This is a genomic window from Pseudomonas lutea, assembly GCF_000759445.1.
In the GTDB taxonomy this organism is placed as follows: domain Bacteria; phylum Pseudomonadota; class Gammaproteobacteria; order Pseudomonadales; family Pseudomonadaceae; genus Aquipseudomonas; species Aquipseudomonas lutea.
This window is the reverse complement of record NZ_JRMB01000002.1, coordinates 1,564,534-1,582,809: the sequence shown is the minus strand read 5'-3', so window position 1 is coordinate 1,582,809 and position 18,276 is coordinate 1,564,534. Positions and strand designations below refer to the sequence as shown.

Genomic DNA, 18,276 nt, shown 5'->3' with positions numbered 1-18,276 from the left:
CCCAATGAGCAGCACTGCACAAACGGCTGAAGGCGAGAAAATCCTCATCGTTGACGATGACCCGGGCTTGAGCAGCCTGCTAGAACGCTTTTTCAACAGCAAGGGCTACCGCGCCCGGGCTGTGCCCAACGTGGAGCAAATGGACCGGCTGCTGGCACGCGAAGTGTTCCACCTCGTGGTACTGGACTTGATGCTGCCGGGCGAAGACGGTCTTTCCGCCTGCCGCCGCTTGCGCGCCGCGAACAATCAAGTGCCCATCATCATGCTGACTGCCAAGGGCGACGAGCTGAGCCGCATCAAGGGACTTGAGCTCGGCGCCGATGACTATCTGGCCAAACCCTTCAACCCCGACGAGCTGATGGCCCGCGTTCGCGCAGTGCTTCGCCGTCAGTCCGCACCGGTACCTGGCGCACCCGCCAGCGAAGACGAAACCGTCACCTTTGGCGACTACGCACTGTCGCTCGCGACTCGCGAGCTCAAGCGCGGCGATGAAGTGCACATGCTGACCACCGGTGAATTCGCCGTGCTGAAGGCATTGGTCATGCACGCCCGGGAGCCACTGACTCGCGACAAACTCATGAACCTCGCCCGTGGGCGTGAGTGGGACGCTCTGGAACGTTCAATCGACGTCCAGATTTCGCGTCTGCGCCGTCTGATTGAAGTGGACGCTGCCAAGCCGCGTTACATCCAGACCGTCTGGGGAGTGGGTTATGTGTTCGTACCAGACGGCGCCAACAAGCAGTAACAGCAAATTCGACGATAATCTGCCGGGCTTGCCTCACGCCCGCCTACGTTAGCCAGTCACCTCGGTGTTCGCCAAAGCGATCATCGACGTGACTGGTTTTTGCTGTGTCATGTGTTCCGCAAATTCGCGAGCCCGGCTCGCTTCTCGCAAAGTGTGTAGCAGCTGTTATGAAGACACCGGTCTGGTTCCCGCAAAGCTTTTTCTCTCGCACCCTGTGGCTGGTGCTCATCGTCGTGCTGTTTTCAAAGGCGCTGACGCTCGTTTATCTGTTGATGAATGAAGACGTCCTGGTCGATCGTCAATACAGCCACGGCGTTGCACTCACTTTGCGGGCTTACTGGGCAGCCGATGAGAGTGACCGGCAGACCATCGCCGACGCTGCCGGGCTGATCCGTGTCGTAGGCGGCGGGGTGCCAGAGGGCGAGCAGCATTGGCCTTACTCCGAAATCTATCAGCGACAGATGCAGGATGAGCTGGGTGCCGACACTGAAGTGCGTCTGCGTGTCCATGCGCCTCCCGCGTTGTGGGTGCGCGCGCCCAGCCTTGGCGATGGCTGGCTGAAGGTGCCGCTTTATCCGCATCCGTTGCGAGGACAGAAAATCTGGAGCGTGCTGGGTTGGTTCCTGGCGATTGGCTTGCTCTCCACCGCCTCGGCATGGATCTTCGTCAGTCAGCTCAATCAACCTCTCAAACGGCTGGTTTTCGCGGCGCGGCAGTTGGGGCAGGGGCGCAGCGTGCGTTTGCCGGTTGGAGACACACCGAGTGAAATGACCGAGGTCTACCGCGCCTTTAACCAAATGGCTGAGGATGTCGAACAGGCCGGGCAGGAGCGTGAGTTGATGCTGGCCGGGGTTTCCCATGACTTGCGCACGCCGCTGACCCGCTTGCGTCTGTCGCTGGAGTTGATGCCCGCCAACAACGAGTTCATGGATGGCATGGTCCGCGACATTGAAGACATGGACGCGATCCTCGACCAATTCCTGGCATTCATCCGGGACGGACGGGACGAGGAGGTTGAGGAAGTGGATCTGGTCGAGTTGGTCCACGAAGTTGTCGCGCCGTACAACAGTCCGGTGGAGCAGGTTCGCCTCTGCCTGGAGTCCATTCCGCCGTTTCCTTTGCGGCGAGTATCCATGAAGCGGTTGCTCAATAATCTGATCGGCAACGCGATGCACCATGCGGGTGACGGGGTTGAAGTGGCGGCCTATGTCTCCGGCGACAGCGGGGCGCCTTACGTGGTGCTGAGCGTGCTGGATCGCGGCGCGGGAATTGATCCATCGGAACTGGAGGGGATTTTCAACCCGTTCATCCGTGGCGACCGCGCCAGAAGCGGCAAGGGGACGGGGCTGGGTCTGGCAATCGTCAAGCGCATCGCGGCGATGCACGGCGGCAATGTCGAACTGCGTAACCGTTCGGGGGGCGGGCTGGAGGCGCGGGTTCGGCTGCCGCTGGGGCTATTGCTGCCCAGAGATGCCGATTGACCATCCTGGCGCCGTGATCGCGGGCACCTTGCTCGCGATTACGGTGCTTGGTCATCTACAGGCGCGCGCTAGCCTTTGCCTTTGGTGCGGGTCATGTGCGGCGCGCCGTTTTTCTCGATGTACTCGATGATCATGCCAGCGACATCCTTGCCGGTGGTTGTCTCGATCCCTTCAAGGCCCGGAGATGAGTTGACCTCCATCACCAGCGGTCCGTGGTTGGAGCGCAGAATGTCTACACCCGCAACACTCAACCCCATGACCTTGGCCGCGCGAATGGCTGTCATGCGCTCTTCGGGGGTGATTTTGATCAGGCTGGCGGTGCCGCCACGGTGCAGGTTCGAGCGAAACTCTCCAGGCTTGGCCTGACGCATCATTGAGGCGATGACCTTGTCGCCCACCACGAAGCAACGGATGTCTGCACCACCGGCCTCCTTGATGTACTCCTGCACCATGATGTCCTGCTTGAGCCCCATGAACGCCTCGATCACCGATTCGGCGGCCGTTGCGGTTTCGCACAGCACAACGCCGATGCCTTGGGTGCCTTCCAGCACCTTGATCACCAAAGGCGCGCCATTAACCATTTGGATCAGGTCGGGGATGTCATCCGGCGAGTGGGCAAAGCCGGTGACGGGCAGGCCGATTCCACGCCGTGACAGCAGCTGCAGCGAGCGCAGCTTGTCGCGCGAGCGCGCAATCGCAACCGATTCGTTGAGTGGGAACACCCCCATCATTTCAAACTGACGCAACACGGCGCAGCCGTAGAAGGTCACGGACGCACCGATGCGGGGTATGACTGCATCGAAGCCTTCCAGGGGTTTCCCCCGGTAATGGATCTGCGGCTTATGACTGGCAATGTTCATATAGGCGCGCAGAGTGTCGATCACCACGACCTCATGGCCGCGCTGAATACCCGCTTCGACCAGGCGACGAGTTGAATACAGACGCGGGTTTCGCGAAAGCACAGCGATCTTCATGCAGCACCTGTGGCAGAGAGATTTGAAGCCGGAGAAACCGGCTTGTCCTGAACGTAAGTAACACCCGGATTGACGACCAGCTGGCCATCAATCAAAGCCTTGGAACCCAGCAACAACCGATACCGCATCGCCTTGCGGCAGGCCAGCGTGAACTCCACCGGCCAGACCCGATCCCCCAGCGCCAGCGTTGTACGTATGACGTACCGGACCTGGGCGTGGCCATTGGAGCTTTTGATGGTTTTCATCGCAACGAGTTGAGCCTCGCAGCGGCGGTGGCGCAGCTGGACCACCGTCCCCAGGTGCGCGTTGAAGCGCACCCATTTTTCTCCGTCTCGCTCAAACGGTTCGATTTCAGTTGCATGCAAGCTGGAGGTACTTGCGCCGGTGTCGATTTTTGCACGCAAACCGGCGACGCCCAGATGGGGCAACGCCACCCATTCGCGCAGGCCAACGACTGTCAGATGATCAAATGTTTTCAAAGCGTTTCCGTTGGTTTACGCGTTTTGCCAAACGCTGGCATCTATGGGCGGCAGTGCCTGGAATGCAGGCTTGGCGAACCAGTAGCCTTGCATCAGATAAATGCCGCAATTGGCGAGGAAGTCCCGCTCGCCTGTGTGTTCGATGCCTTCGGCAATCACTGTAACGTTGAGGTCCTTACACATTGTGACAACGCCGCGAACGATCGCCTGCCTCGCCGGGTCCAGATGAACATTGCGCACCAGTGCCATGTCGAGCTTGATCAGGTCGGGCTGAAAGTCGGCAAGCAGCGTCAGGCCCGAGTGGCCGGCGCCGAAGTCATCAATCGCTGTTTTGAAGCCAAACTCCCGGTATTCGCGAAGGATATTGGTCAGGTGTTTGTTATTGCCCAGCTGTTCACTCTCGACGGTTTCAAAGATCAGCCGATCGAGCGGAAAGTTATGCGCCTTTGCCGCTTCCAGCGTGCTGCGAATGCACATCTCCGGCCGATACACCGCATTGGGCAGAAAATTGATCGAGAGATAGCTGGCCATTCCCAGCCGGGCGGCAGTTGAAATTGCACGGGTTCGGCACAATTGATCGAAACGGTAACGGTTGGTGTCGTCAACGCGGTTGAGCACGGTTAGTGCTCCTTCACCATTGACGCCACGTACCAAAGCCTCATGGGCAAATACCGAGCGGTCTCGGACATCCACAATAGGTTGATAGGCGAATTCGAATTCGAAATCCAGTGCCGGGCTGTCTTTGCAGCCCTTGCACCCGCCCGTCAATGCCGTTGGAAAGTCTGTCACGTCGTACTCCAGAAGCAGGTACTTGAATCCTGGTGGGCAGTGTAAACGAGGGTGGGCGTAACTGCGCCCCCGACGTGACGTAGTACTGTTCTGACATTTACACGATCGAGGAATTCAGATGACACAGAAGTCAGATGAGGACGACAAAGTCCGTCTGGACAAGTGGCTATGGGCAGCGCGCTTTTTCAAGACACGTGCATTGGCCAAGGCCGCTATCGAAAGCGGCAAGGTTCATTGTCGAGGGGAGCGTTGCAAACCGGGTAAAGAACCGCGCGTAGGCGATGAGTTGCAAATCCGAATGGGCTTTGATGAGCGCACGGTAGTGGTTCAAGCGCTGTCCATCGTTCGACGTGGAGCCCCTGAAGCCCAATTGCTGTACAGCGAGACCCCGGACAGCATCGCCAAGCGTGAGCAAGCGGCCGAGATGCGCAAAGCAGGCAATCTGGGGATTACCACCGATGGCAAGCCGAGCAAAAAACAGCGCCGGCAGCTGTTCCAGTTCCGCTCTGGCGATGATTAGGTACACCGCCGCGGCAATGACCGCGGAGCGAACACACGGTCAAGGCGGGGAGCAACGCGGGTAGTGGTTACAGATGAGCGCCCGGCTTCATGATGCTCAGGCAGCGGAGCAGTGGCAGGCGGCCAAGGATGTTGAAAAGCGGTGCGGTCAGGCGCAGGAAGAACCCGGTGGCCTTCGCCACGAACGGGGTGTAGCAGCTCCAGCCCAGCGCCAGGAGTGCGATCATCACCCCGCCGATGTAATCGTCCTGACCCCAATGCGCGCCAGCCACCAGACGCGGCATCATGAACAGCAACGCCAGCGCCCAGATGACCACACGTTGGCCTAAGGTGCGGCTATAGACGCTCATGAACATTGCCCAGATCAGCAGCACGGAAGCATGGTCGCCCGGAAAGCTCTGGCTCGAGCGGTCCTTGAGCTGCCATTTGTCTTCCAGCGTCGGGAATATATCGCTGAGCTTGATAGCGTCGGGGATCACCATGGACGCGCTGTCATGTTGCAGCGAGCTGTGGTCGATGATTTTGGAAAAAACCGTGCGGATGATCAGCAGCAAGATCAGCGTCAACACGAAACCGATCAGCGCGGCACGCGTTTGCAGGGTTTTGAATACCCACTCGCCTTTTATAAGCAGCGTGAGGAGAATCAGCCCGACCACGACATCGAAGGGCCGCATGCTGGCGATTGTCCAGATCCACAGCCACACTTTGTTCTGCTCCAGCGGGCGATTGAGGACATGAAACAGACCTTCGTCGAGCTGGGTAAAAGCTGCGTGCCCTGTTGGCCAGATCCACAGCAGCAGCAGGGCCAGTGCGACGAGATTGCACAGCAGGAATTTTTTGCCGTTCCACTTGGGTTGGAACAACGCGGGATAGTCCATAAAATGCCCCCATCGGCATGACAGTGCACCCGTCGGTGCTAAACCGCGCTTTATAAGCGCTTGTCATCACTTTGTCATCCATTCAGATACCTTCTCCTATGCACGATTTTGCGGACACCGATTACACCCAGCGTTTCATCTTTGACGAAAGCGACGTTCGCGGTGAGCTCGTCGCCCTCGAGCGCAGCTACGCCGAGGTCCTTGCCAAGCACCCGTATCCCGAACCGGTCGCCCAGCTGCTCGGCGAAATGCTCGCCGCTGCCGCACTGCTGGTGGGCACATTGAAGTTTGACGGGCTTCTGGTCTTGCAGGCCCGGTCCCTCGGCCCCGTGTCGCTGCTGATGGTTGAATGCTCCAGCGAGCGCGAGTTGCGCGGCATCGCCCGTTACGATGAGGCCCTGGTCAAGCCGGACGCGACGCTTCTTGATCTGATGCCTGATGGCGACCTCACCATGACCATCGATCCGCGTCAGGGCAAACGCTATCAAGGCATTGTCGGACTGGATGGCGTTGACCTGTCTGCCTGTCTGTCCAGTTACTTCGTGATGTCGGAGCAGCTGCCGACTCGCTTCTGGATAAAGGCCGATGGCAAGCGTGCCCGGGGCCTGCTGCTGCAGCAGTTGCCAGCCGAAAAGCTCAAAGAGCCCGAGGAGCGTGAAGCCAGTTGGCAGCACGTCAACACGCTGGTCGATACTCTGACCGCCGAGGAATTGCTCAGCCTGACCAACGAAACCGTGCTGCACCGGTTGTTCCACGAGGACGCGGTGCGCATGTTCGACGTGCAGCCTCTGGTGTTTCGTTGCAGCTGCTCGCGCGAACGTTCTGGCAACGCGCTGGTCAGTCTTGGTCTGGAAGATGCACAGCAATTAGTGATCGAGCATCATGGCGCAGTCGAGATCGACTGCCAGTTCTGCAATCAGCGCTATTTCTTCGACGCAACCGATGTAGCGCAGCTGTTTGCAGGGGGTGGGGTAGATACTCCGTCCGATACCCGCCATTGATGTAGTGCGGGCTTTGGGCTGAATGCTTTCCGCCCGGCCCGCTTGACTCTTCTTCATGTAGTTCTGACAAGAGGGCCCTACCTTTTTTGGGCTTTTCTGGCATAATCCGGCCACTTTTTAGCTGTAGTAGTGTCGGTTTTTCTACTACAAAACGTTTGGAGCACTCGGCCATCGAGCCGACGGGGAATCTCATGACGCAAGCCAATAACGCCGTTCATACCGATCTCAGTGTCGACGATCTGGTGAAAGAAGCCCTCAAACGCGAAGAAGGCGTGCTGTCCGATACTGGCGCACTTGTCGTCGAAACCGGCCACCGTACAGGCCGTTCGCCAGCCGACCGCTTCATCGTAGACGAACCATCCACTCAGGCTGCGATTGCATGGGGTGCGATCAACCGGAAATTCCCGGCGGACAAGTTCGACGCCCTCTGGGCGCGTGTCGAGGCGTTTAACAATGCCCAGGAACACTTCGTTTCCCACGTCCACGTAGGCGCGGCCGAAGACCACTACCTTGCAGTCAAGATGACCACACAGACTGCCTGGCAGAACCTCTTTGGTCGCTGCCTGTTCATCAACCCGGCCCAGTACAACCCGGCGGGTCGTGAAGAGTGGCAGGTGCTCAACGTTGCCAACTTCGAGTGCGTGCCTGAGCGTGACGGCACCAACTCCGATGGCTGCGTCATCATCAACTTTGCCCAGAAGAAGGTACTCATTGCCGGCATGCGTTACGCCGGTGAAATGAAGAAAGCCATGTTCTCGGTGCAGAACTTCCTGTTGCCAGCGTCCGACGTTCTGCCTATGCATTGCGCCGCCAACATTGGTGAAGAAGGCGACGTAACGTTGTTCTTCGGCCTGTCCGGCACCGGCAAAACCACCCTGTCGGCTGACGAAACCCGCTACCTCATCGGTGACGATGAACACGGCTGGGGCGAAGGCGTGGTCTTCAACATCGAAGGCGGTTGCTACGCCAAGTGCATCGACCTCTCCGAGAAGAACGAGCCGGTTATCTGGAAAGCCATCAAGCATGGCGCAGTTCTGGAAAACGTAGTGCTGGACGCCGCCGGTCACGCCGACTACGCCGACAGCAGCCTGACTCAGAACAGCCGCGCGGCCTACCCGCTCGAGCACGTCGAGAAACGCTCCGAGAAAAACCTGGGTGGCGAACCCAATGCTGTGATCTTCCTGACGTGCGACCTGACCGGCGTATTGCCGCCAGTGTCGATTCTCAGCGAAGAACAGGCGGCCTATCACTTCCTGTCGGGCTACACCGCACTGGTGGGCTCCACTGAAATGGGTTCGGGCGCGGGCATCAAGTCGACATTCTCCACCTGCTTCGGCGCGCCGTTCTTCCCGCGCCCGGCTGGCGAATACGCAGAGCTGCTGATCAAGCGTATCCGTGGCTTCGGCTCCAAGGTCTACCTGGTCAACACTGGCTGGACCGGCGGCGGCTACGGTGTGGGTAAGCGCTTCAACATCCCGACCACCCGTGGCGTCATCGCGGCCATTCAAAGCGGAGCGTTGATCGGTGCGGCAACTGAGCATCTGGACACCATTAACCTGGACGTCCCGACCTCCGTACCGGGCGTAGAGACCGGTCTGCTCAACCCGCGCAACACTTGGGCTGACAAAGCGGCCTACGACGAGGCTGCCAAAGCGCTGGCTGGCCTGTTCATCGAAAACTTCAAGAAGTTTGAAGTGAGCGACGCGATCAAGGCAGCGGGTCCGAAGTTGTAAGATCGGCTCCCGCAACAAGAAACCGCCCCTCGGGGCGGTTTTTTTATGCACGGCGTTTATACATGCAGTTGTGCTTGAACGGCTTCAGCGGAGGGGGGCGGTGTCAGCGCTTCGGGCGCGCCGCCGCCCGGACAGTCGGCGGTCACTGCCCGTCCGTCTTGGCCGTGACAGGAAAGTCCTGGGTAATGTCGAAACTTCCCTTTGCCACAACGCTTTTGGCACTGCACAGCTTCGCGTCAAATCCGGGATGACGCTCGCCGTGCTCGGCCGCGTACGCAGCCGCTTCGCGGGTGCATTCGTCGCTGGGTTGCTCCGGGGAAAGCGCGGCATTGAACTGGAAAGTCCCGATCAGCCGGTAGCGGTCGAGCAGCTTGTTGGCGGAGCTGAGTTTTTCGATTTTTGTGAAGCTGAGTTTGACGTTGCTGTTGCCGCCGGCTTTGTCTGTATCGAAGTACTGATAGTACGAACCGGTGTCATAGGACGCGCTGTTTTCATCGTGCGCAACTTCGACCCGGCCGCCCTGAAACATGATGGCCTGCTTTTCCTGATCGGGATTGTCGAAGGAGAAACCAAGAATAGGCCCGATACTCACTTCGTTGCGGTCGCCTTCGGCTTCTTGATCGGCGCTCAGTGTCAGCCAGTTGGAACCCGGCAGTTTCCCAGGTAAAAAGCCGACCGCCACTTGATCGCCTCTGGCTTCGTAATGCAGGTTCAAAGCGCCGCTGACATCGACAGTCATCACTTTTTGCGGAGTCGCGGCGGCGGTAGTTGCAGTGTCGGGAGACTTGGCATCATCGCCGCAGCCTAGAAGGGTAGCGGTTGTGGCAGCCAGTAGCAGCTGGAGCAGGCGGGAAGGGGTTCGCGAGGCTGCTTGTGGCATAGGTTCTGTCCATGTGGCTGCGGTTGTTTCTGACTGTAGCTTCCTATGACCGCAGAAACCTGAGACGGATCAATGCAGCAGAGACAAAAAGCGGAATGAGAAACCGGCCCTATAGGGCGGTCTCTGCAGGAATTCGATGTTTTCGTCTGCGTGGCATTCGGCGTGGAGGCCATGGACGATGGACTGGACAGCGCTTGGCCTGTCTGGCTCCAAGTTGAAGGGGTGAGCGTAAAACGTCAGAGAGTATCTGTATAAGCTTCGTTGCCTTTCGCGAGGCTCTGCGCTCGATACATCAGCAGACGGATTTACCGCAGGACTGCTTGGCCATCCGTCAGGCTGAATAGTCCCGGGCCGCGGTGCAGTACTGCTCTTGCGCCAGTTTATTCTTGTCGCTTTTGTCTTTGGCGACGCGCTTGCTCCAGTCACTGCACATGTCTTTGAAATAGGGAACGGCAGCGCGCCGGCATTCACGGTGTTCGACGCTGTCACTCAGGAAGTTCATGCAGACACTCTCTGTTTCGATGTGATTGTTAAAAATACGATAACGAGCTTCATAGCGGTTGCGCCCGTCAATTTCACGGATGAACACGCCTGCCACTTCGTAACGCCGTGCGGCTTCGGTTTTAGGCTTGGCGGCAACCGCCTTGTAGTTGGCCATGTAGCGATCTGAGACCATGCCCTGTGGACGCGATGCCTGGGCGTCACCGGGTTGAGCATTGCCGAAGCGGCAGTTGATGACATCCCGATCAATAACGTTGCCGTCTTTGAGGCAGGTGTCGAGTGATCGTGCAGTGGCAGGCGGTGCCAGATCCTGTTTCGGGGCGACGTATATGACTTGTTCGACAGCACGTACTTTGGCTGCCGGCTCCACGGGTTCCGGTTCGCTGACAAGGTCTGCAACCGGTGGCGCAGGTATGGCTGCGGCGGCAGGCTTGGGCGTATGAAACATCTGCACGATGAAAAAGATAATTGCGATCAACAGCGCAAGGCAGATCATCAGGCTGCCAAATGGCCAGTGCCCGTTGCTCTTCCCGGTTGGGGCATTGCGTCGAACGGGATGAGCGCCGAGCACAACGTCGAACTGCCCTGGCGCCAGGCGTTTCATGGTGAGCCCGTCATCCTCGGGCTGGGGTGTGGATTGCATGGCCTCTCCTTGGCAAGTATTCAGATTTCCAATAGCCGCGGTCGGCCGGGCTTGACCGGCGCCACGTAACATTTCGCGCGAGATTAAACTTAGGCATGCCGTTTTGCCAGCATTTGCACGCGTCGGTCCGCCCGGATGTATCCTGCGCGATATTTCTGTAATGGTTTAGGTGTATTGCGCCCAAGCCCACCGCGCTATGGTTCACGCCCTCGCGACGGTCAAAGGAGTGACAGCATATGCATCAAACCCTCGAGCAGGTTTTCGGTTATCGGCAGTTTCGCGCCGGACAAGAGGCCGCCATCAGCGCGGTGCTGGCGGGACGCTCCGCCGCGGCAATCTTCCCCACAGGTTCCGGGAAATCCCTCTGCTACCAACTGCCGGCATTGCTTTTGCCGCACCTGACGCTGGTCGTGTCACCTTTGTTGGCGCTGATTCAGGACCAACTGGCGTTTCTTCAGCGACATGGCATCGCTGCCGCGAGCATAGACTCGGCGCAAAGCCGAGACGAGGTGGCCGACGTCATGGCCCGCGCGCGCTCCGGTGAGTTGAAGATTCTGATGATCTCCGTCGAGCGCTTAAAAAATGAGCGCTTCAGGCATTTCATCACGCAGGTGCCGATTTCCTTGCTGGTGGTGGACGAGGCACATTGCATATCCGAATGGGGCCACAACTTCCGACCCGATTACCTCAAACTTCCCGACTACCAGCGGGAATTCAATATTCCCCAGGCGTTGCTTCTAACGGCAACTGCGACGCCCCAGGTTATCGACGACATGCAGCGCAAGTTCGGCATTGCGCTGGACGATGTCGTGACCACCGGTTTCTACCGACCCAACTTGACCCTGCAGGTCGAGCCGGTTGCGGGCCGTGACAAGCGGCGGCGGCTGGTGGAGTGGCTTGGCGAGCGGGCCGGGCAGCCGAGCATTGTCTACGTCACGCTGCAGAAAACGGCCGAGTTTGTCGCGGCCCATTTGTCACAGAACGGCATCCCGGCGTATGCCTACCATGCAGGCCTGCCTCACGATAAGCGCGAGTCGATCCAGCGGCAGTTCATGGACGGTCGGCTGAATTGCATCGTCGCCACGATTGCCTTCGGCATGGGTATCGACAAGAGCGACATTCGTAACGTCGTGCACTTCGATTTGCCCAAGTCCATCGAGAATTACAGTCAGGAGATCGGTCGCGCGGGGCGCGACGGCGCGACCTCGGAGTGTCTGGTCCTGGCCAATCGCGACAGCCTGAACGTGTTGGAGAATTTTGTGTACGGCGATACGCCGGAGCTGGAAGGTATCCGGTGCGTGCTGGAGGATCTGCAAGGTGCGCGGCGTGACCCTCAGTGGGAGTTTTTGCTGGGGCCTTTGTCGGACCTCAGTAACATTCGCCAGCTGCCGCTCAAAACGCTGCTGGTGCAGTTGGAGCTGCGCGGGATCATCGCACCGCGCTACTCGTATTTCGCGGAATACCGCTTCAAATACCTGATCGAACCCGAGGTGCTGGTGCAGCGGTTTCAGGGCGAACGCCGCGAATTTGTGCAGGCCCTGACCGAGACGTCCAGTCGGGCACGCACGTGGGCCACGGTCAACTTCGACGCGATGTATCAGCAGTATCAGGCCGAGCGCGGGCGAGTCGTGACGGCGCTGGATTTCTTTCAGGAGAAGGGCTGGATCGAACTCGAAAGCAAGCAAATGACGGAGGTGTACAACCTGATCGCAGCGGACTTCGACGCCCAGTTGCTGAGTGAGGAGTTGCATGCTTACTTCGTCCATCACGAATCGACTGAAGTCGCCCGCATCCACGCGATGCTCGAACTGTTTGCCAGTGAACAGTGCCTTAGTTATCGCCTGGCGCATTATTTCGGCGATGGCCGCGCGCCTGAGCACTGCGGGCATTGTTCGGTATGTGCGGGGCGAATCGCGCGGCTTCCCGAGCCTCCCGCGCTGGCGCCGCTGACCGAGCAGGATTTTGCAAGCGTGTGCGGTGAGTTCGTCGGCAAACATCTTGAGGGCCGAGGGCATGATCCGAGCGTGGAGTGCCTGACGCGGTTTTTATGCGGCATCAGCGTGCCGTTATTCACCCGGCTCAAGGCGCGGAACATCGGTGGGTTCGCGGCCCTGGAGGCGTATCCATATGCGCAGGTGCGCGAGTGGATTCAGCGCCATGTTCAGTAGCGCTCGCGGCTTGCATAACCAGGCAATACGACAGACAAACCGGAGGGAGCCACATGAACGACACACCACAGCGCGCCGACTATCGCCACTTCCAGCCGGTCGTGACGCGCTGGCACGACAACGATGTCTATGGCCACATCAACAACGTCACCTACTACAGCTTTTTCGACAGCACCGTGAATACCTACCTCATCGAGCAGGGCGGGCTGGACATTCACGACGGCGCGGTCGTGGGTTTTGTGGTGAGTTCGTCATGCGACTACTTTGCCTCGGTCGCGTATCCAGAGCCCATTGAGGTTGGCCTGCGGGTGGGCAAGCTGGGCAACAGTTCGGTGCAATATGAGCTGGCAGTGTTCAGAGCGGGTGAGGAGGAGGCGCGCGCGGCAGGGCGTTTCGTGCACGTGTTTGTGGATCGAGGGACGAATCAGCCGGCGCCGATACCTGCAGGGTTGCGGCAGGCGCTTGAGCGTCTGGTGCCCTGAAATGAAACCGGCCGCGTTATCGGCGGCCGGTGTTCAGCGGATCAGACACGAGCGTCCTGCTCGTCAGTCTCAGTCGCGATGGTGCTTGCGATGGCCATATGCGTGGCCACGGCCATGCTTGTAGTCGCGGCGATCGCCACGGTAGCCACGACCACGGTCGTCGTCACGGCGGCTTTCGTCGCCCATGTAGTTACCGAGTGCACCGCCGGCGCCGCCGCCCGCTGCTGCACCGATCAGGCTGCCGGTGCTGCCACCAACGCTGCGGCCAATGACGTTGCCGCCTGCAGCGCCCAGGCCGCCGCCGATGGCGGCTTCGGTACGGTTGCGACGGTTGGCGCCCACTGCGCCACCGGCTGCGCCGCCAAGCCCGGCGCCAATGGCCGAACCTGTGCTGCCGCCGACCTGCTGGCCGACGACGGAGCCGAGTACCCCACCCAATGCACCGCCCACGCCGGCCGTCACGTTATCGCCTGCTGAGGCAAAACCGCTGACCAGTGAGAACGACAACAACAGAATCGAGGAATACTTCATGTATGGATGCTCATAGGGATGACGCCGCGATCCTGCAATTATGAAGAAAATGTCACAATCGAATTCCGACGAATAACACGACCTGTATACAAAACGCTAACTTATTGTTTTGACAAGGGAACCTAAATCGGGTTGGCGAGTCATACGCTACTTGATAAAGGCCCGAATCTTGCGACTCGGGCCTTTTTTTGTGGCGTTGATTTTCGCAGCACGGATCAGATGATCCGTGCGGTCTCAACATGCCGCTCCAGCTTGATTGCCACGAACTTCGACGTCGGCGTGCTGCTGCCGTCGCCCACGCTCTCCAGCGGTACCAGCGGGTTTACTTCCGGGTAATAAGCCGCGGCCTGGCCAGCCGGAATGTCGAACGGCAGCAGGGTGAAGCCCTTGACGCGACGCTCGATGTTGTCACCCCAGATCGAGATGATGTCGGCCTTCTGACCTGGCACAAAGCCCAGACGGATAATGTCGGCCTCGTTCACAAACATCACGTTGCGCTGACCTTTCACGCCGCGATAGCGGTCGTCCAGGCCATAGATAGTGGTGTTGTACTGGTCGTGGGAGCGCATCGATTGCATGATCAGGTCCGGCACGATGCCGGTGCCTCGCACGCTTTCGTGAACCAGATCGCTCGGCAACACGTTCGCCTTGAAGTTGGCGCGCGCACTTGGCGTGTTCCAGCGACGGGAGCCTGCAGCGTTGCCCAGGTAGAAACCGCCCGGATTTTTGATCTTCTCGTTGAAGTTCTGGAACGACGGAATGGTGTCGGCGATCAGGTCGCGGATGCGGCTGTAGTCTTCCACCAGCCAGAGCCAGTCCACAGGCTTCTTGCCCAGCGTCGCGTTGGCGATGCCGGCCAGAATTGCAGGCTCCGAACGCATCTGGCGCGAGAGCGGCTTGAGCTGACCGTTGGACGCGTGAACCATGCTGAACGAGTCTTCGACCGTCACGGCTTGCGGCCCTTCGGCCTGGATATCGATGTCGGTACGGCCGAAGCACGGCAGAATCAGTGCTTCCTTGCCATGCGCCAAGTGGCTGCGGTTGAGCTTGGTGCTGATCTGCACCGTCAGGTCGCAGTTGCTCAACGCTTCAAATGTACGCGGGCTGTCCGGCGTCGCTTGAGCAAAGTTGCCGCCCAGGCCGATGAAGACCTTCGCGCGGCCTTCGAGCATGGCGTGGATGGCTTCAACAACGTTGTGGCCGTTTTCGCGCGGGACTTTGAAGTCGAAGCGCTTTTCCAGCGCATCAAGGAAGAACGCCGGCGGACGCTCGTTGATACCCATTGTGCGGTCGCCCTGCACGTTACTGTGACCGCGTACCGGACACAGGCCTGCGCCTGGCTTGCCGATGTTGCCGCGCAGCAACATCAGGTTGGAGACTTCCTGGATGGTGGGCACCGAGTGACGATGCTGGGTGATACCCATCGCCCAGCACATGATCACGTTCTTGCCTTTGGCATACATCCGCGCAGCGCGCTCGATGTCCGTCAGTGGCAGCCCGGATTGCTCGACAATGAATTCCCACGAGGTGTCATCGATAGCGGCCAGGTATTCCAGCACGCCATTGGTGTGTTCGTTGAGGAACGCATGGTCGAACACCGACTCCTCATTCTTCGCCTGAGCTTCACGCTCCCACTGCAGCAGAAATTTGGCCATGCCGCGCAGCAAGGCCATGTCGCCGCCCAGTGCCGGACGGAAGTACGCGGTATTGGTCGGCTCCGAACCGTTGCTCAACATTTCCAGCGGGTGCTGAGGGTGCTGGAAACGTTCCAGGCCGCGCTCTTTCAGCGGGTTGACGCAGACCACTTGAGCGCCGCGCTTGACCGCTTCGCGTAGTGGTTCAAGCATGCGCGGGTGGTTGGTCCCTGGGTTCTGGCCGAGAACAAAAATCGCGTCCGCATGTTCGAAGTCGTCGAACGTCACAGTGCCTTTGCCTACGCCAACGCTTTGCGACAACGCAACGCCGCTGGCCTCGTGGCACATGTTCGAGCAGTCGGGAAAGTTGTTGGTACCGTAAGCGCGCACGAACAACTGATAGAGATACGCCGCTTCATTACTGGCGCGGCCGGAGGTGTAAAACTCGGCCATGTTCGGGCTTGGCAGGTTGTTCAGATGCTTGGCAATCAGCGCGAAAGCGTCGTCCCACGCGATAGGCTTGTAGCGATCGGACGGGGCGTCGTACACCATTGGCTCGGTCAGGCGGCCCTGATATTCCAGCCAGTAATCACTTTGCTCGAGCAGCGAACTGACGCTGTAGCGGGCGAAGAAAGACGGGTCGACGCGGCGCTTGGTCGCTTCCCAGTTCACTGCCTTGGCGCCGTTCTCGCAGAACTTGACCATGCCACCTTCCGGCGAATCGCCCCATGCGCAACCCGGGCAGTCAAAACCGCCGTTCTGGTTGGTTTTAAGCATGGTACGGATGTTTTTCAGGGCGTTGTCGCTGGTCAGCCAGAAGTGGGCGACGCTGATCAATGCGCCCCATCCGCCGGCCGGGCCTTTGTAGGGCTTGAAGCGGGGGGTCGATACCTTGTCGGCTTCTTTATGCATGCTCACGCTTGATTCTCCAACGCGGGACTGTAAACCCGCGGCGCACTGTGTTTAGGCAGATGAATGAGGTTGAGGTTGTGGCGGCGAGCCCATTGCAGCGCCAGCCCGGTGGGCGATGACAGGCTGACAAGGGTCTGGATACCGGCACGGAGTACTTTTTGAATCAATTCGAGACTGCAACGGCTAGTGACGATGGCCAGCCCGCCCGTGGTCGGGATGTTCTGGCGAATCAGTGCGCCGATCAGCTTGTCCAGTGCGTTATGTCGGCCGATGTCTTCGCGACCTAAAAGAATTTCACCGCGAGCGTCCATGAACATCGCTGCATGGACGGCGCCGCAGTGTTCACCCAGTGGCTGAAACTCGCCCATGCGCGCGCGCAGGCCCTTGAGCCATTCAGCGGGAGGCAGCGGAGCGCCTGGCAACACGTTGAGTTCAGGCAGCGCCTGTTCGACTGCTTCAACACCGCACAAACCGCAGCCGCTGGTGCCGGCCAGTTGCCGACGTTGAGTCTTCAAATTCCAGAACGCGCGGCTGGCGATTTCGACTTCTGCTGTCTGGGCAGAACCACAACCGCCGAGCTTGACGTCGTAGATTTCATCCGGGGATTCGATGATGCCGCTGCCGATACTGAAGCCGACGATGAAGTCTTCCAGATCGGAGGGTGTGACCAGCATGACCGCCTGGCTGATGCCGTTGTAAGCGATCGCCAACGCCACTTCCTCGGCAAGCACGTTGGGCTCGCTGACGTCATGTTCAAGGTTTGAATAACTGTAAGACTGGCTTGCGGCGGGCGCGGGCAGCTTGGGTGCAGGCGCCGTAGACTCCGTGTACTTGGCGTGCATCGGGAATTACCGGCAGATTGAATAGGCGTAAGCCTAGGCTCCCGGTGGGATAACGTCTAATTGCTAGTACTGATGCCCCGATAGATGACGTCGATCAAGAACCTTCCATCATCGTGTGGTAGAGCGCCAGGCAGGCCTCGGCGAGCGCAGAACGCGGGGCAGAGCGGCGCATGATCAGGCCGAGGCGCGCCAGGGTCTGGGCTTCTTCAATAGGCTGCAGCCGCAGATGCTCGGTGAGCGATTCAAGGCCTCCATCCAGCGGCATGATCGCGCAACAGAATCCGCCATGCACCGCTTGAAGCAATTGATGCACGGCATCGGTTTGGATGATCGGCGTCGGATGCAGGCCGCGGCTGTGGAAGTTGTGATCGATTGATTGTCGAAAATGCATGCCGCTGGTGAGCAGCCCCAAGGGAAGCTCGGTCAGGCTCTCCCAGCTGGAGGTCGGTTGCTCAAAGCTGAAATAACGCTGGTCGTACATCAAACCCATTCGGGTTTCTGCCAGCTGCAGCGAATCGAAGCGGTCGGTGTCGAGGCGGTCCAGATAAGACACCCCGAGGTCCAGCCGATTGCTCGCCAGTTGGTCAAGGATCTGTTCCGAGCTCAGCGACGAAAGCTCGTAGCGCATATTCGGGTGCAACGCGTGCAGGCGCTGCAACAAGGGCAGTGGATCGAAGTTTGAGAGCGGCACCACGCCCAGTCGTAGAGTGCCGACCAGATGCCCGCGGCACGCCGCTGCTTCGGCCTGCAGGCCGTCATATGCCGCCAGGACCGTGCGTGCCCACGCCAGCACCCGTTCGCCTGGCGCCGTGAATCCTTCAAAACGCTGGCCGCGATTGACCAACGGCAGTTCCAGCTCTTCTTCCAGGCTGCGCAGGCGCATGGACAGCGTTGGCTGGGTGATGTGGCAGCGCGCTGCGGCTTGACCGAAGTGACGGGTCTCGTCGAGGGCAATCAGGAATTTCAGCTGTTTGATGTCCATCGTCACTCCTTGAGACGCAGGCTGGCCGGCGGAGTTTATCGCGACCGAGCGTCGAATGGCTTGAAACCTTGGCGCAGCGAAGCGGGTCGGACCTTTGTCGGG

General features: G+C 59.4%; 17 protein-coding genes. 7 read left to right on the top strand and 10 right to left on the bottom strand.

Translation table 11 applies throughout. From position 1 onward, the window contains the following. The first annotated feature begins 4 nt into the window (after window positions 1-4). Window positions 5-745 carry an osmolarity response regulator transcription factor OmpR gene (gene ompR / locus LT42_RS19185; protein ID WP_037016444.1) on the top strand — a complete coding sequence of 247 codons (741 nt, stop codon included), beginning with the start codon at window positions 5-7 and terminating at the stop codon, window positions 743-745. A 167-nt stretch (window positions 746-912) separates the two neighbouring features. Continuing rightward, window positions 913-2,226, top strand: a complete 1,314-nt coding sequence (locus tag LT42_RS19180; protein WP_037016441.1) for an ATP-binding protein — start codon at window positions 913-915, stop codon at window positions 2,224-2,226. Between the two features lie 68 nt (window positions 2,227-2,294). Here the strand turns inward: LT42_RS19180 and rimK are convergent, their stop codons facing one another. From rimK to rimA, 3 genes are read right to left on the bottom strand one after another with little or no spacing between them, the layout of a single operon-like run. Next, a complete protein-coding gene (gene rimK / locus LT42_RS19175; RefSeq protein ID WP_037016438.1) occupies window positions 2,295-3,200 on the bottom strand; it encodes a 30S ribosomal protein S6--L-glutamate ligase in 906 nt (301 codons plus the stop codon). Beyond that, window positions 3,197-3,679, bottom strand: a complete 483-nt coding sequence (gene rimB / locus LT42_RS19170) for a retropepsin-like aspartic endopeptidase RimB (protein ID WP_037016436.1) — start codon at window positions 3,677-3,679, stop codon at window positions 3,197-3,199. Before rimB ends, rimK begins: the two co-directional genes overlap by 4 nt. 15 nt (window positions 3,680-3,694) lie before the next feature. Next, a complete protein-coding gene (gene rimA, locus LT42_RS19165; protein ID WP_037016434.1) occupies window positions 3,695-4,468 on the bottom strand; it encodes a S6 modification regulatory phosphodiesterase RimA in 774 nt (257 codons plus the stop codon). A 118-nt stretch (window positions 4,469-4,586) separates the two neighbouring features. Between rimA and LT42_RS19160 the strand changes: the two genes are divergently transcribed. Next, on the top strand, window positions 4,587-4,988 hold the full coding sequence (locus LT42_RS19160; RefSeq protein WP_037016432.1) for an RNA-binding S4 domain-containing protein: 402 nt from the start codon (window positions 4,587-4,589) through the stop codon (window positions 4,986-4,988). Window positions 4,989-5,055: 67 nt separating this feature from the next. On the opposite strand, the gene LT42_RS19155 is transcribed toward LT42_RS19160, so the two are convergent. Then, window positions 5,056-5,865 carry a phosphatase PAP2 family protein gene (locus LT42_RS19155; RefSeq protein ID WP_037016429.1) on the bottom strand — a complete coding sequence of 270 codons (810 nt, stop codon included), beginning with the start codon at window positions 5,863-5,865 and terminating at the stop codon, window positions 5,056-5,058. A 98-nt stretch (window positions 5,866-5,963) separates the two neighbouring features. Here LT42_RS19155 and hslO point away from each other — a divergent pair, with 98 nt between their 5' ends. Beyond that, window positions 5,964-6,866, top strand: coding sequence for an Hsp33 family molecular chaperone HslO (gene hslO, locus LT42_RS19150; RefSeq protein ID WP_037016426.1), 903 nt, complete (start codon window positions 5,964-5,966; stop codon window positions 6,864-6,866). 191 nt (window positions 6,867-7,057) lie between these two features. Continuing rightward, window positions 7,058-8,599, top strand: coding sequence for a phosphoenolpyruvate carboxykinase (locus tag LT42_RS19145; protein ID WP_037016423.1), 1,542 nt, complete (start codon window positions 7,058-7,060; stop codon window positions 8,597-8,599). Between the two features lie 142 nt (window positions 8,600-8,741). Here LT42_RS19145 and LT42_RS19140 read toward each other — a convergent pair whose 3' ends face one another. Both LT42_RS19140 and LT42_RS19135 read right to left on the bottom strand, forming a co-directional pair. Continuing rightward, entirely contained in the window at window positions 8,742-9,479 is a 738-nt protein-coding gene (locus tag LT42_RS19140; protein WP_037016420.1) for a hypothetical protein, read from the bottom strand. A gap of 331 nt (window positions 9,480-9,810) precedes the next feature. Beyond that, window positions 9,811-10,623: a hypothetical protein gene (locus LT42_RS19135; RefSeq protein WP_037016416.1), complete on the bottom strand. Its 813-nt coding sequence runs from the start codon at window positions 10,621-10,623 to the stop codon at window positions 9,811-9,813. Window positions 10,624-10,859: 236 nt separating this feature from the next. On the opposite strand from LT42_RS19135, the gene LT42_RS19130 reads away from it, so the two are divergent. Both LT42_RS19130 and LT42_RS19125 read left to right on the top strand, forming a co-directional pair. Continuing rightward, a complete protein-coding gene (locus LT42_RS19130) occupies window positions 10,860-12,791 on the top strand; it encodes a RecQ family ATP-dependent DNA helicase (RefSeq protein ID WP_037016413.1) in 1,932 nt (643 codons plus the stop codon). A gap of 53 nt (window positions 12,792-12,844) precedes the next feature. Next, on the top strand, window positions 12,845-13,273 hold the full coding sequence (locus LT42_RS19125) for an acyl-CoA thioesterase (protein WP_037016410.1): 429 nt from the start codon (window positions 12,845-12,847) through the stop codon (window positions 13,271-13,273). Between the two features lie 69 nt (window positions 13,274-13,342). On the opposite strand, the gene LT42_RS19120 is transcribed toward LT42_RS19125, so the two are convergent. The 4 genes from LT42_RS19120 to LT42_RS19105 form a co-directional block, all read right to left on the bottom strand. Further along, on the bottom strand, window positions 13,343-13,804 hold the full coding sequence (locus LT42_RS19120) for a glycine zipper domain-containing protein (protein WP_037016408.1): 462 nt from the start codon (window positions 13,802-13,804) through the stop codon (window positions 13,343-13,345). 215 nt (window positions 13,805-14,019) lie between these two features. Beyond that, window positions 14,020-16,350: an FdhF/YdeP family oxidoreductase gene (locus LT42_RS19115; protein ID WP_162835421.1), complete on the bottom strand. Its 2,331-nt coding sequence runs from the start codon at window positions 16,348-16,350 to the stop codon at window positions 14,020-14,022. Window positions 16,351-16,352: 2 nt separating this feature from the next. Beyond that, window positions 16,353-17,192 carry a formate dehydrogenase accessory sulfurtransferase FdhD gene (gene fdhD, locus LT42_RS19110; protein WP_037016404.1) on the bottom strand — a complete coding sequence of 280 codons (840 nt, stop codon included), beginning with the start codon at window positions 17,190-17,192 and terminating at the stop codon, window positions 16,353-16,355. A gap of 94 nt (window positions 17,193-17,286) precedes the next feature. Continuing rightward, the gene (locus LT42_RS19105; RefSeq protein ID WP_037016401.1) at window positions 17,287-18,174 is read right to left on the bottom strand and encodes a LysR family transcriptional regulator; all 888 of its coding nucleotides are present in this window, start codon (window positions 18,172-18,174) and stop codon (window positions 17,287-17,289) included. Window positions 18,175-18,276 lie beyond the last annotated feature (102 nt).